This is a genomic window from Micromonospora sp. NPDC003816 (assembly GCF_042874705.1).
Taxonomy (GTDB): domain Bacteria; phylum Actinomycetota; class Actinomycetes; order Mycobacteriales; family Micromonosporaceae; genus Micromonospora.
The window spans coordinates 28,379-41,461 of the sequence record NZ_JBIANP010000007.1; the positions used below are offsets into that span (position 1 = coordinate 28,379).

A 13,083-nucleotide genomic window follows, 5' to 3' on the forward strand; every position below is an offset into this window, starting at 1 on the left:
GTGGCCGCCCGAGCACGGCGATTACGGTCGGTCATCCGACTGTCACGGAAACCGCCGATCGGTCCGCCGCTACAGCAACGGGCGGCCGACCACCGAGGCGACCAGCCGGGCGAACTCCTCCAGTCGGGCGATCTGCCCGGCACCGCCGTCGTCGAGCGTCTTGCCGAACCGCAGCGCGTCGTGTCGGGGCCCACCGGCGGCCTCCTCGCTGGGCGGTGACTCGTCCAGCGAGGTCAGCAGCAGATAGACGTCGATGCTGTCGACCCGGATCTCGCCGTTGTCGTGACGGAACAGCCGGCGCCGGCATCCCACCTCGGTGACCGAGGAGACCGGGACGACCCGCAGCGACGAGGTCATCGAGCCGGGCGGGCCCTCCCCCGGCGGCACGTCCTCGCCGTGCCAGAGCACCAGCCGGCTGCCGTCGCAGACGACGACCTCCTGCCACACCCCGTTGACCTCGTTGACGAAGCGTTCCAGCGTGAAGCCGAGCACCGAGGCGCCGCGCAGCACGCCGCCGAGCGCCTCCAGGGCGACGTCGGGGTCCCGCAGGTAGGCGCGGGCCGCCGACTCGAGGTCGGTGTAGGGGGACCAGTCCGGGAAGACCGCCGGCAGGTCGCCACCGCCGAAACCGGGACGGCTCATGCCGTCACCCCACCCCGCCGGCCCGGGCCGGCAGCATCGGCCCCCGTCGACCCGCGTCGAGGATCAGCCCGTTCACTCCGCGCCGCCCCAATCCGCCGTCACGGCCTGTCCGTCTCCTGCGTCGTGTCGGGTTCGGCACCGTCGGTCGGCGCCAGCCGGGCCGCCTCCTCCGCCGCGCGCAGTGCCTGGCGCCGTTGCGCGTACGCCTCACTGCCCTTGCTGGGCTTGCGCCGCCGAGGCGGGGCCGTGACTCCGGGGGCGAGCTTACGCGCGGAGACGAGGAACGCCGTGTGGGCGATCATCCGATGGTCCGGCCGGACCGCCAGCCCCTCGGCGTGCCAGTCCCGCACCAGTGACTCCCAGGCGCGCGGCTCGGTCCAGCCACCCCGCTCGCGCAGCGCCTCGACCAGTTCGGACAGCTGCGGGGTGGTGGCCACGTACCCGATGAACACACCGCCGGGCAGCAGCGCCCGCTCGATCATGTCGAGGTTCTCCCACGGGGTCAGCATGTCCAGGATGATCCGGTCGAAGCCGGTCTCCGGGCATCCCGCCACGTCGCCGACGTGCAGGTGCCACGCGGGGTGCGGCCCGTTGAAGAACGCCTCGACGTTGCGGCGCGCGATCTGGGCGAAGTCGTCCCGCACCTCGTACGAGTGCAGCTCACCGGAGGTGCCCACGGCCCGCAGCAGCGAGCAGCTCAACGCGCCGGAGCCGGCGCCGGCCTCCAGGACCTTCGCGCCCGGGAAGATGTCGCCCATGGCGACGATCTGCGCCGAGTCCTTGGGGTAGATCACCTGGGCACCGCGCGGCATCGACAGCACGTAGTCCGAGAGCAGCGGACGCAGCGCCAGGAAGGCCGTGCCCCCGCCGGAGGTGCTGACCACGCTGCCGTCGGGCAGACCGATCAGCGCGTCGTGCGCGAGGATGCCCCGGTGGGTGTGGAACTCCTTGCCCGGCTCCAGGGTGACGGTGTGCATCCGGCCCTTCGGGTCGGTCAGCTGCACCCGGTCACCGGGACGGAACGGCCCACGGTGCACGGGCGGCTCCGCGGAATCGGCGGGCGGTTCGGTGCCCGGGGTGGCCGGGCCGGCGGAGTGGGTCACGGTCACGTGTTCATCTTCCGGTGAGGTTCGAGCAGTCGCGCCAGATCCGCGATGTGCAGAATGCCGACGACATCTTCGCCTGCCGTCACGAGGTACTGCGCGGCCGGGTGGGCCTGCACCCGCTCCAGCACCTGTTCCCCGTCGGTGTCGGCCGGCAGGGTGGGCAGGTCACCGAGGGAACGCGCCACCGCGTCGACGGCGATCCAGGGGCGGCGGGCCTCCGGCACGGCCGCCGCGGCGGCCGGGTCCACCACCGCCACCGACCGGCCCGCCGAGTCGGTGACCAGCAGCGCCACGGTCGCCTCCCGCACCGCTTCGGCGGCGCGCCGCTGCGCCTCGGCGAGCGGGGTGCCGGTGGGTACGCCGAAGGTCGGCCGGGCCAGCCGGGCCAGGTCGACCAGGGGCAGCCGGCGGCCGATCCGGGACATCCGGATCGACTGCCCGGCGCCGTGCCAGAGGGTGAGCGCGACCAGCGCCGTCAACGGCAGGGCGAGCAGACTCAGCACGTCCATCGCGTAGAGCACCGCCACCAGCAGCGCGGTGCCCACGGCGAGGATCCGGCCGGCCCAGCCGGCCACCTCGGTGGCGGCGTGCTTGTTGCGGGTGACCGCCCAGATCACCGCCCGCAGCGCCCGCCCGCCGTCCAGCGGCAGGCCGGGCAGGATGTTGAAGACCGCGACGATGATGTTGCTCGCCGCCAGTTGGAACGCCAACTGGTCGGCCACGGTGCGGTCGGGCAGGACCAGCATGGCGGCGACGGCGATCACGCCGAGCACCGCGGAGACCGCCGGGCCGGCCAGCGAGACGTAGAGGTCCACCCGGGGGGACGGGGCCTCCCGGTCCATCTCGGTGTACCCGCCGAGCAGTTCCAGGGTGATCCCGCGCACGCCGATGCCGAACCGCCGGGCGGTCAGGGCGTGCCCGAGTTCGTGCAGGAGCACCGAGCCGAGCAGCGACACGACGAACCCGGCGCCGACCAGGTAACCGCCGATCGGGGAGAGTTGCAGGCGCTGGCCGGCCAGTTCGCCGTAGAGCACGATGATCAGCACGGCGAGCAGCAGGATCGAGGCGTTCAGGTAGAGCGGCACCCCGAAGACCCGGCCCACCCGCATGCCCGGACGCCGGCCGGCGCGCGGTCGACTCCTCTGTTCCACCGGCCCGATGCTACGCGGCGGGAGATCACCTCCCGGTGCGGTGCCGGTGGTCCTGTCACACTCGTGCCCTAACCTTCGGGACATGACGGCGGATCCGGTGATCACCCAACAGGCCCCGACTCCGACGCAGTTGCCGGCGACGGTGCGCGCCTCACTCTCACCGTCGCGGGCGGCCGACTTCAAGACCTGCCCACTGCTCTACCGGTTCCGCAGCATCGACCGTCTGCCCGAGCGGACCACTCTGGAGCAGGCCCGGGGCACACTGGTGCACGCGGTGCTGGAGCGCCTCTTCGACCTGCCGTCGGCCGGACGCACCCCGGAGGCGGCCGGTGACCTCGTGGCACCACAGTGGGACCGGCTGGTCACCGAGCAGCCGGAGCTGTCCGGGATCTTCGAGGGCGACGACCCGGCCGCCGTGACGCAGTTCCTGACCTCGGCGGCGGCGCTGCTGGAGGGCTACTTCACCGTGGAGGACCCGCGCCGCCTGGAGCCGGCCGAGCGGGAGAGTCTGATCTCGGCGGTGGTCGACGACGAGCTGTTGATCCGGGGCTATCTGGACCGGCTCGACGTGGCACCGGACGGCGCGCTGCGGGTGGTCGACTACAAGACCGGCGGCGCTCCGCGCGAGGCGTTCGAGGCGCGCGCCCTGTTCCAGCTCAAGTTCTACGCCCTGGTGCTCTGGCGGACCCGGGGTGTGGTGCCCAAGGTGCTGCGGCTGCTCTACCTCAAGGACGCCGAGGTGTGCGACTACGCCCCCGACGCCGAGGAGCTGGTGCGCTTCGAGCGCACCGTGGTCGCGTTGTGGCGGGCGATCGAGCAGGCCACCGTCAACCAGGACTTCCGGCCCCGGCCGAGCCGGCTCTGTGACTGGTGCAGCCACCAGGCCCGGTGTCCCACCTTCGGCGGCACCCCGCCGCCCTTCCCCGAGCAGGTGGCGACGGCGGATCCGCTGCGCGACGCCCGGTCCCGTCCGGCCCCTCCGGGCGCCGACGACTAGGGACCTCTCCTCCCCAGGGAGGAGAGCAGGTCACCGCAGGAGACGATCTTTCGCCCGAACGGGCGGATAGCGTCGGAGCGTGGGTACGGATCCGAGGGAGTGGCTGCGGCGGCACCCGCTGGCCGGTGACGGGCTGCTGGCTGTCGGGCTGGTGGTCGCGGAGGTCGTGCTCACCCTGCTGACGCCACGGGACTTCTGGCCCCGGCCGCTCTTCGCCGCGCTGGGGTGGAGCCTGGTGTGCGCCGCACCGGTGGTGGTGCGCCGGACGGCACCGTGGCCGGCGGTGGTGGCCTCGCTGGCGATCCTGGCCCTACCGCTGACGCTGGAGATCTCCCCCGCGACGCAGGGCTTCGCCTTCGTGGTGCTCACCTACACGATGGCCGCGTACCGGCCGCTGCGTCCGGCGGTGGTGGCGGCGGTGGTGCTCTGGGTGCCGGTCGCGCTGGTCACCACGGTCACGCCCTTCGAGACCATGCCGCAGGTCAATCCCGCCTACCTGGTGGCGAACAACCTCCTGATCGGCGTCGTGTCGTTCTCGGTGGGCCGGGCGGTGCACGCCCGGCGGGCCAGCACCCAGGCGTTGCGGGAGCGGGCCCGGATCGCCGAGGCCACCCAGCGCGCCCTGGCCGAGCAGGCGGTCGCCGACGAGCGACGACGCATCGCCCGGGAACTGCACGACGTGGTGGCCCACCATGTCAGCGTGATGGGGGTGCTGGCGACCGGGGTCCGGCGGGTGCTGCGGCGAGACCCGAACGCCGCCGAGGAGGCGATCGGCACCATCGAGGAGACCAGCCGGGCCACCCTGCGGGAGCTGCGCCGGCTCCTCGACGTGCTGCGTACCGAGGCGGAGCCGGCGGCCGACCTGGCCCCGCAACCGGGCATCGCCGGCATCGAGGCGCTGGCCGAGCAGGTGCGCGAGGCCGGGCTGCCGGTGACGCTGACGGTGCGGGGAGCACCCGCCGCGCTGGCCGAGGGCGAGGCGCTGACCGTGTACCGGATCGTGCAGGAGGCGCTGACGAACGCGCTCAAGCACGCCGGCACGGCCACCGCGCAGGTCCGGGTCAGCTTCGCCGACGACGCGGTGGAGGTCGAGGTCACCGACACCGGTCGGGGACCGTCCCCGGACACCGACCGGGTCGGGCACGGACTGGTCGGGATGCGGGAGCGGGTCGCCCTCTACGGTGGTGTCCTGCGCACCGGCGCGCGGCCCGGCGGCGGCTACCGGGTGCACGCGAGGATCCCGGTGGAGACCCTGCTGGACGCCGGGGCGTCCGGGTGACGGCTGACGTGGAGGACGACATGACCGAAGCGACGCCGTCGCGCCGACCGATCCGGATCCTGCTCGCCGACGACCAGCCGCTGCTGCGTACCGGCTTCCGGATGGTGCTCGGCGCGGAGACCGACCTGGACATCGTGGCCGAGGCCGGTGACGGCGCCGAGGCGGTGGATCTGTCCCGCCGGCTGCTGCCCGACGTGGTGCTGATGGACATCCGGATGCCCCGGATGGACGGGGTGACCGCGACCCGGGCCATCGTCGACGCGCGGCTGCCGGTCCGGGTGCTGATCCTGACCACCTTCGACCTCGACGAGTACGTGGTGGGCTCGCTGCGGGCGGGGGCGAGCGGCTTCCTGGCCAAGGACGTACCGGCCGAGGACCTGGTCACCGCGATCCGCACGGTCGCCGCGGGCGACGCGGTGGTGGCCCCGCGCATCCTGCGTCGGCTGCTGGACCGCTTCGCCGAGTCCCTGCCCGATCCGGCGGCGTCGCCCCCGAAGGGCCTCAGCACGCTGACCGAACGGGAGCGGGAGGTGCTGGTGCAGGTCGCCCGGGGGCTGTCCAACGCCGAGATCGCCCGCGCGCTGTCGGTGAGCGAGACCACCGTCAAGACCCACGTCGGGCACGTGTTGACCAAGCTCGGGCTGCGCGACCGGGTGCAGGCGGTGGTGCTGGCGTACGAGTCGGGCCTGGTCCGGCCCGGGGCGTAACGTCCGCGTTGCATTGGTCACCTACAGTGACCGCCGGTGACGGAAACCGGTTGACCCTCACGTGACGGCACGGTGCACGATGATCCCGTCCGGTCGTGAGGGGGAGGCCGATCGGCGCGGGATCGGGGGCAACCCTGACGGCGCTTAGGGGGTACCCGCACCCGGAAATCCGCCTCGTCTCCGCCCGGAGTCGGACGGAACCGCGTCGGGCAGCACAGAAGATGGACTCGTGCCGGACCAGCGGGGGCGGCGCGATTCGACACCGACGGAGAGGTACGAGACGTGACCGCTACGACAGGCCAGTCGGCACCGGCCGCAGCGCGGGCGAGCGATGTGTGGAAGGTGTATGGCAGCGGCGAGGCCCAGGTCGTCGCGCTACGGGGGGTCAGCGCCGATTTCGAGCGTGGCCGGTTCACGGCCATCATGGGCCCGTCCGGGTCCGGCAAGTCGACGCTGATGCACTGCCTCGCGGGGCTGGACACGGTGACCAGGGGCACGGTGCACGTCGGCGACACGACGGTCACCGGTCTCGGTGACGCGGGCCTGACGAAGCTGCGCCGAGACAAGATCGGCTTCATCTTCCAGCAGTTCAACCTGCTGCCCACGTTGACCGCCAAGGAGAACATCCTGCTGCCGTTGTCGATCGCCGGCCGCAAGCCGGACACGGCGTGGTACGACGTCGTGATCGACACGGTCGGTCTGCGGGACCGGCTGGACCACCGGCCGGCACAGCTCTCCGGCGGTCAGCAGCAGCGGGTGGCGTGCGCCCGGGCGCTGGTGGCCCGCCCCGAGGTGATCTTCGCGGACGAGCCGACCGGCAACCTCGACTCGCGGGCCGGGGCGGAGGTGCTCAACTTCCTCCGGAACTCGGTGCGTGAGCACGGCCAGACCATCGTCATGGTGACCCACGACCCGACCGCCGCCGCGTACGCCGACCGGGTGGTGTTCCTCGCCGACGGCCAGATCGTCTCCGAGCTGATCGAGCCCACCGCCGACACGGTGCTGGACACGATGAAGAAGCTGGACACGCCCGCCGAGGTGGCCGGCTGATGTTCCGGGCGACTCTGAAGAGCCTCCTTGCGCGGAAGGTCCGGCTGGTCCTGTCCGGCCTGGCCGTGGTGCTCGGCGTCATGTTCGTCTCCGGTGCCTTCGTGCTCACCGACACGCTCGGCCGCACCTTCGACCAACTCTTCGCCGAGGCGTACGAGGAGGTCGACGTCAGCGTGTCGGCGAAGCCGAAGCTCGCGGTCAACGAGATGGAGGGCGAACAGGTCCAGGCGCCCTTCCCGGCCGACACGGTGGAGACCGTGCGGGCGGTGCCGGGCGTGGCCGACGCCACCGGTGTGGTGGTCTCCGACGGCGCGCGGATGATCGGCGGCGACGGCAAGGTCGTCGCCTCGTTCGGGCCACCGCAGCTCGGTGGCAACTGGGTCGGCGAGAGCGATCTGGTGCAGTTGCGCGAGGGGCGCGAGCCCCGGGCCGACGACGAGATCGTGATCAACAAGTCGTTGGCGAACGCGGGCAAGGTCGCCGTCGGCGACCGGGTGGGCGTGCTCACGCTCAGCCCCCGGCAGGACTTCACCATCGTCGGCATCTTCGGTTACAGCGGTGACCGGGACTCCCTCGGCGGCGTCAACGAGGTCATGTTCACCACCCCGACGGCCCAGCGACTGATGCTCGGCGAGCCGGACGTGTTCAACAACATCACGGTCACCGCCTCGTCGGGCGTCTCCGACGACGCGCTGCGCGACAGCGTGGCCGCGGCGCTCGGCGACGACTACGTGGTCAAGACCGGGGAGCAGCTCTCCGCCGACGCCGCCGCCGGGCTGAAGGAGGGACTGACCTTCTTCAACCGGATCCTGCTCGGCTTCGCCGCGGTGGCGCTGCTGGTCGGTACGTTCCTCATCCTGAACACGTTCTCGATCATCGTGGCGCAGCGCACCCGCGAGTTGGCGTTGCTGCGGGCCGTGGGCGCCAGCGGTAAGCAGATCATCGGCTCGGTGGTGCTGGAGGCGATCGCCGTGGGCCTGATCGCCTCGGTGCTCGGCCTGGCGGCCGGCTTCGGTGTCGGCGCGTTGCTGGCGTACGTGTTCAGCTCCATCTCCGGCGGCCTGGAGCTGACCGGGTTGAGCATGCCCGCGTCGGCGGTGATCGGCGCCTTCTCGGTCGGTCTGGTGATCACGGTGCTGGCGGCGTTGTTGCCGGCGCTGCGGGCCGCCCGGATCCCGCCGATCGCGGCGATGCAGGACGTGGCCACCCCGGACCGTCCGCTTACCAAGATCACCGTTGCCGGGGCGCTGGTGACCGCGATCGGTGCCGTCCTGCTCTTCCTCGGGCTGGGTGGTCACGCGGGCGGCAACACCCTGGCCACCATCCTCGGCGGCGTGCTGTTCACGTTCATCGGAGTGGCCCTGCTGACGCCGCTGATCAGCAAGCCGGTGGTATCGGCACTCGGCGCGGTCTTCGCCGGCTGGGTGCCGGGCAAGCTGGGCCGGCTCAACTCGGGTCGCAACCCGCGCCGCACCGCGATCACGGCCGCCGCGCTGATGGTCGGCATCGCCCTGGTCACCGGCATCACGGTGATCCTGGACTCGGCCAAGAGCAGCATCAGCGGTCTGGCCCGGGACAGCATCAAGGCCGAGCTGGTGATCGCCGGGGTGCAGAGCGGTCCCCGTCCGCCCACCTTCGACCCGGCGGTGCTGGAAGAGGCCAAGACGATCCCCGGCGTACGCGTCGCCGACGGTCTCTACGGCGACCTGGCCCTGGTCGGTGACGAGCGCACCTTCGTCGGCGCGGTGACCGAGCCGGCCGCGCTGCGCCAGGTCTACAGCCTCACCGCCGCCTCCGGTGACATCGACCGGATCGACGCGGGGCAGATGCTGGTCAGCGAGGAGACCGCGAAGGCGCGCAACCTGTCGGTCGGGTCGACGACGACGGTGCAGCTTGCCCGGGGCGAGCCGGCCACGTACACCGTGACGGGCATCTTCGAGGACACTCCCCTGTTCACCGGCGTGCAGATGGTGCTGCCGACGGAGGTCGCCCGCAACTTCACCGTGCCGCAGCCGAGCCAGGGCTTCATCCAGCTCGAACCGGGCACGTCGGTCGCCGACGTCCAGCCGCGCATCGAGACGCTGCTGGCGGACAGCCCCGAGGTGTCGGTGGTCGACCTGAACGCCTTCGTGGAGCAGCAGGCCGGTCAGCTCGACACGTTGCTCACGATGATCCAGATCCTGCTGGCGCTGGCCATCGTGATCGCCGTACTCGGCATCATCAACACCCTGGCCCTGTCGGTGCTGGAGCGGACCCGCGAGCTGGGCCTGCTGCGCGCCATCGGCCTGCGGCGTTCGCAGACCATGGGCATGATCACCGTCGAGGCGGTGGTGATCTCGGTCTTCGGCGCGCTGCTCGGGGTGGTGGTCGGCGCCGGTCTCGGTGCCGCGGTGGTCGAGGCGCTGCGCAGCGAGGGGATCAACAAGCTGGTGCTGCCCTGGGGCCAGATGGGACTCTTCCTCGGTCTGGCCGCGATCATCGGCGTGATCGCCGCCGTGCTGCCGGCGATCCGGGCCGCCCGGATCAACGTCCTGGGTGCGATCGCCCACGACTGAGCACGACGACCGGGCCCCGGCACCACATGGTGCCGGGGCCCGGTCGTTCGTCCGTGGTCCGGGGCGTCAGGCCCGCGACGGTCCTTGCGGCAACCGCCTCAGCAGCGCGGCGAGCAGGTCCAGGTCCGCAGCGACCAGGCTCTCCAGTTGGTGTACGCCGTCGCGAGGGCTCAGGGGCACCTCCGCCGGCACGGCCAGGACCGCCGCCCCGGCGGCGACCGCGCTGGCCACCCCGGTCGCCGAGTCCTCGATCGCCACACACTCGTCGATCGGTACGCCGAGCAGCCGCGCCGCCGTCAGGTACGGCTCCGGATGCGGCTTGGTGGAGTCGACCTCGTCACCGCAGACCACCACGTCGAAGCTGTCCCGGCCGAGGGTGTCCAGGGCGATCTCGACCAGGGCCCGGCCACTGGAGGTGACCAGCGCGGTCGGGATCCGGGCCTCCCGGACGGCCCCGAGCAGCGCCAGCGCGCCGGGGCGCCACTGCAGGCCGGTGCGGAACAGCTCCAGGATGCGGGTGTTGATCCACTCGGCGCTCGCCTGCGGATCCCGGTGCGGCTGGCGCAGGTCGTCGTGCAGGATACGCATCGAGTCGGCCATCCCGGTGCCGACGATCGCGCGACGGGCGTCGGCGGAGAGGGTGCCTCCGTAGCTCTCCGCGAGCTCCTGCAGGGCGACGTCCCACAACCGCTCGCTGTCGACCAGCGTGCCGTCCATGTCGAAGAGCACTGCGGCCGGTCGGGCGCTACTCACCGGATCCTCCTCGGGTCGGGTACCCGGTCGATCCTTCCAGCCCGCCGGAGCCGTCTGCCGCGCGCCGCCCGGCACGGTGACCTTCGTCAACCGATGTCGCAGGCGGCCAGGGAGCGTTCGTACCCCCGGAAGAACATCTCGGAGCGCTGCTCCGGGGTGCCGTGCGACCCCTCGGCGAACCACGGCTGGCCGGGATCGTCGCCGACGGCCAGCAGGCCCTCGGTGAACTCGTCGAGGTCCCCCTCGTCGAGAGTCAGCGTGCCGGCGCGTACCGAGTCGCCGAGGTACGCCCCGGCCATGCAGTCGGCCTGCAACTCCTGCTGGATGGTGAAGGTGTAGCGGATGCCGAGGCGGGTCTGGACGCCGTGCGCGTACTCGTGCCCGAGAAGGTAGAACACGAACGCGTCGCCGATCTGCCGGAACGCCCGGAACGACCAGTTGACGTCGTAGGCGATGTAGTCGCTGACGGTGCAGTAGACCGCGTTGTTGCGGGGCACCTCCTGCCCGCCGCACGAGATCTCGCCGTCCCGCTCGTACGGGATGATGCGCCGGATCGGCTGGAACGAGCGGCCGGAGGCGCGGAAGTACTCGGCCCAGTACCGTTCCGCCAGGCGCGTGGCGTCGGCCATGTCCCGCTCGAACTCCTCGACGGTGTCGGTGCCGTCGGCGCGCGTCACCTCGGTGCTCGGCGACGCCGGGGCCGGTGGCTCGGCGGGCCCGGTCGGCGCGCCCACCGGCTCCACCATGCACGCGGTGGCCGCCACCAGCGCCACCGCCAGGCCGGCGAGCCTCCCCCGGCTACGCTGCCCCGCACCTACCCGCACCCTGTGCCTCCCGCCTCGACGCCGGACCAGTACCCCGACGGTAGGACCGTCACGCCCGTCACCGTCTGGTACGCCGTACCGGCCGGTCCGGTTCACCGGCACACCGTCCAGATGCTTCGGTGCCGGGCGCGGCGAGACCCCCGGGACCGGCCGGCGTGGCCGCGTGGCCGCAGGGGCCGGCCGGCGTGGCCTCAGGGTTGGCGGCGTGGCCTCAGGGGCTCGCGGCGAGGAAGACGAAGGCGGCCAGGAGCACCAGGTGCACCCCGCCCTGGAGCAGGGTGGCCCGTCCCGGCACCACGGTCAGCACGCCGGTGACCACGGTCAGCGCGAGCAGCGTCACCTGGGTCCCGCCCAGGCCGAGCAGCAGCGGCCCCTCCAGCCAGATCGAGGCGATCGCGATCGCCGGGATGGTCAGCCCGATGCTGGCCATCGCCGAGCCGAGCGCGAGGTTCAGGCTGATCTGTACGCGGTCCCGGCGGGCCGCGCGGGCGGCGGCGAGCGTCTCCGGCAGCAGCACCAGCAACGCGATGATGACGCCGACGAACGCCGGGGGCAGGTTCACCGCGGCCACGCCGGCCTCGATCGCCGGCGAGACCGACTTGGCGTCGCCGACCACGGCCACCAGGGCGACCAGCAGCAGCCCCAGGCTCACCATGGCCTGCCGGGTCGACGGCGGATCGGCGTGCGCCTCCTCCGGCAGCACCTCCCCCTCGCTGCCGACGGGCAGGAAGTAGTCCCGGTGCCGACCGGTCTGCACCATCACGAACAGCGCGTAGAGCGCGAGCGACACGACCGCCGCGAAGGTGAGCTGGGCGGGGCTGAACTGTGGGCCGGGACGACCGATGGTGAACGTCGGCACCACCAGGCACAGCGTGGCGAGGGTGGCCACGGTGGCCAGCGCACCACCGGTCCCCTCCGGGTTGAACACGGCCAGCCGACGACGCAACGCGCCGATGAGCAGCGACAGACCGAGGATGCCGTTGCAGGTGATCATCACGGCGGCGAAGACGGTGTCCCGGGCCAGCGACTCGGTCTTCTCCCCGCCACTGATCATCAGCGTCACGATCAGCGCCACCTCGATGACGGTGACCGCCACCGCCAGCACCAGCGACCCGTACGGCTCACCGACCTTGTGCGCGACCACCTCGGCGTGGTGCACGGCCGCCAGCACCGCGCCGGCCAGGAAGAGCGCCACCACGATGACCATCACGCCGGTGAGCCTGCGGTCCCAGGTCAGCCCCAGCACCAGCAGCGCGGCGACGGGCACCGAGACGGTCCAGGTGGTCATGGCGCGACGCAACGCGAGCATGATCTGGATCCTGCCAGCAATAATGATCATGAGCGGCGAAGCGGCGAAGACTCCCCCGACCGCGCCCGCCCGGATGTAAGGAGGGGACCCTTCCTATACCGGAGGCGTTAGCAGGGGGCCCTTCCTTTCACACAGGCCGCCGCGCCTGCACGCAGCCCTCACTCGACCCGCGCGTCGACCGGTCCGACCCGCAGCACCCCGTCGGTCAGCGGCGTGCAGCGCACACCGCCCTTGCCGCGCAGTCCGCGCCACGCGCCGGGCCCGATCGTCACGTCCATCCAGGCGCACGGGTGCGCCGGCCGGTTGACCCGCAGCCGCACCGGCCCCTGCCCCGAGTCCAGCACCAGCACCGAGCCGACCAGGCCGTCCACGTCGACATCACGGATCAGCACGTTGCGCCGGACCTGCGCCAGCCCCGCGCCGGGCGGCAGCGACTCGACCGCGATGACCGTCACGCTCGCCCCACGGTGCGCCGGCTTGCCGAAGTACCGGTCGCCCACGATGCCCAGCTCCGCGCGGATCCGGATCTCGTCGACCAACTCGCCGTCGGGCGCGGGCGCCGGCCCGTCCGAGGGCCGCCCCACGTAGCGGTGCGTGGGCGAGGCCAGCAGCTCGACGATCTCCGGCATGGCACGACTGTACGGGCGAGCGACGTGACCGCTCCGGCCGCTCGTACTTTGGGCCGATCCGATGGGTCCGCCCCGTTCCTA

12 protein-coding genes are annotated in these 13,083 nt (G+C 72.3%); 5 read left to right on the forward strand and 7 right to left on the reverse strand.

From position 1 onward, the window contains the following. Positions 1 to 69 precede the first annotated feature (69 nt). The 3 genes from ACFYTT_RS22130 to ACFYTT_RS22140 all read right to left on the reverse strand — a co-directional run bounded on the left by ACFYTT_RS22130 (position 70) and on the right by ACFYTT_RS22140 (position 2,857). Positions 70 to 642 (reverse strand): hypothetical protein, encoded by a 573-nt coding sequence (locus ACFYTT_RS22130; protein ID WP_117227855.1) that lies wholly within the window; start codon positions 640 to 642, stop codon positions 70 to 72. A 98-nt stretch (positions 643 to 740) separates the two neighbouring features. Beyond that, positions 741 to 1,751 carry a tRNA (adenine-N1)-methyltransferase gene (locus ACFYTT_RS22135; protein WP_387261724.1) on the reverse strand — a complete coding sequence of 337 codons (1,011 nt, stop codon included), beginning with the start codon at positions 1,749 to 1,751 and terminating at the stop codon, positions 741 to 743. Then, entirely contained in the window at positions 1,748 to 2,857 is a 1,110-nt protein-coding gene (locus tag ACFYTT_RS22140; RefSeq protein WP_357212275.1) for a site-2 protease family protein, read from the reverse strand. Before ACFYTT_RS22140 ends, ACFYTT_RS22135 begins: the two co-directional genes overlap by 4 nt. 124 nt (positions 2,858 to 2,981) lie before the next feature. Here ACFYTT_RS22140 and ACFYTT_RS22145 point away from each other — a divergent pair, with 124 nt between their 5' ends. The 5 genes from ACFYTT_RS22145 to ACFYTT_RS22165 all read left to right on the forward strand — a co-directional run bounded on the left by ACFYTT_RS22145 (position 2,982) and on the right by ACFYTT_RS22165 (position 9,487). Continuing rightward, on the forward strand, positions 2,982 to 3,896 hold the full coding sequence (locus ACFYTT_RS22145) for a PD-(D/E)XK nuclease family protein (protein ID WP_131054530.1): 915 nt from the start codon (positions 2,982 to 2,984) through the stop codon (positions 3,894 to 3,896). A 79-nt stretch (positions 3,897 to 3,975) separates the two neighbouring features. Continuing rightward, entirely contained in the window at positions 3,976 to 5,175 is a 1,200-nt protein-coding gene (locus tag ACFYTT_RS22150; protein ID WP_176094003.1) for a sensor histidine kinase, read from the forward strand. Between the two features lie 20 nt (positions 5,176 to 5,195). Then, positions 5,196 to 5,882 carry a response regulator transcription factor gene (locus ACFYTT_RS22155; protein ID WP_131054532.1) on the forward strand — a complete coding sequence of 229 codons (687 nt, stop codon included), beginning with the start codon at positions 5,196 to 5,198 and terminating at the stop codon, positions 5,880 to 5,882. A 282-nt stretch (positions 5,883 to 6,164) separates the two neighbouring features. Beyond that, positions 6,165 to 6,932 carry an ABC transporter ATP-binding protein gene (locus ACFYTT_RS22160; protein ID WP_131054533.1) on the forward strand — a complete coding sequence of 256 codons (768 nt, stop codon included), beginning with the start codon at positions 6,165 to 6,167 and terminating at the stop codon, positions 6,930 to 6,932. Then, positions 6,932 to 9,487, forward strand: a complete 2,556-nt coding sequence (locus ACFYTT_RS22165) for an ABC transporter permease (protein ID WP_387261728.1) — start codon at positions 6,932 to 6,934, stop codon at positions 9,485 to 9,487. The genes ACFYTT_RS22160 and ACFYTT_RS22165 overlap by 1 nt, the downstream gene beginning before the upstream one ends. A gap of 66 nt (positions 9,488 to 9,553) precedes the next feature. Here ACFYTT_RS22165 and ACFYTT_RS22170 read toward each other — a convergent pair whose 3' ends face one another. The 4 genes from ACFYTT_RS22170 to ACFYTT_RS22185 all read right to left on the reverse strand — a co-directional run bounded on the left by ACFYTT_RS22170 (position 9,554) and on the right by ACFYTT_RS22185 (position 13,002). Continuing rightward, the gene (locus ACFYTT_RS22170; protein WP_387262132.1) at positions 9,554 to 10,216 is read right to left on the reverse strand and encodes an HAD family hydrolase; all 663 of its coding nucleotides are present in this window, start codon (positions 10,214 to 10,216) and stop codon (positions 9,554 to 9,556) included. A gap of 110 nt (positions 10,217 to 10,326) precedes the next feature. After that, the gene (locus ACFYTT_RS22175; RefSeq protein WP_176094001.1) at positions 10,327 to 11,064 is read right to left on the reverse strand and encodes a neutral zinc metallopeptidase; all 738 of its coding nucleotides are present in this window, start codon (positions 11,062 to 11,064) and stop codon (positions 10,327 to 10,329) included. Between the two features lie 211 nt (positions 11,065 to 11,275). After that, positions 11,276 to 12,373 carry a calcium:proton antiporter gene (locus ACFYTT_RS22180; RefSeq protein ID WP_176094000.1) on the reverse strand — a complete coding sequence of 366 codons (1,098 nt, stop codon included), beginning with the start codon at positions 12,371 to 12,373 and terminating at the stop codon, positions 11,276 to 11,278. 158 nt (positions 12,374 to 12,531) lie between these two features. Further along, a complete protein-coding gene (locus tag ACFYTT_RS22185) occupies positions 12,532 to 13,002 on the reverse strand; it encodes a molybdenum cofactor biosysynthesis protein (protein ID WP_131052885.1) in 471 nt (156 codons plus the stop codon). Positions 13,003 to 13,083 lie beyond the last annotated feature (81 nt).

Bases quoted from the DNA above. Each gene is read 5' to 3' on its own strand.
- ACFYTT_RS22130 (WP_117227855.1), bottom strand. From the start codon at position 642: ATGAGCCGTCCCGGTTTCGGCGGTGGCGACCTGCCGGCGGTCTTCCCG.
- ACFYTT_RS22140 (WP_357212275.1), bottom strand. From the start codon at position 2,857: ATGCGGGTGGGCCGGGTCTTCGGGGTGCCGCTCTACCTGAACGCCTCG.
- ACFYTT_RS22145 (WP_131054530.1), top strand. From the start codon at position 2,982: ATGACGGCGGATCCGGTGATCACCCAACAGGCCCCGACTCCGACGCAG.
- ACFYTT_RS22155 (WP_131054532.1), top strand. From the start codon at position 5,196: ATGACCGAAGCGACGCCGTCGCGCCGACCGATCCGGATCCTGCTCGCC.
- ACFYTT_RS22165 (WP_387261728.1), top strand. From the start codon at position 6,932: ATGTTCCGGGCGACTCTGAAGAGCCTCCTTGCGCGGAAGGTCCGGCTG.
- ACFYTT_RS22180 (WP_176094000.1), bottom strand. From the start codon at position 12,373: ATGCTCGCGTTGCGTCGCGCCATGACCACCTGGACCGTCTCGGTGCCC.
- ACFYTT_RS22185 (WP_131052885.1), bottom strand. From the start codon at position 13,002: ATGCCGGAGATCGTCGAGCTGCTGGCCTCGCCCACGCACCGCTACGTG.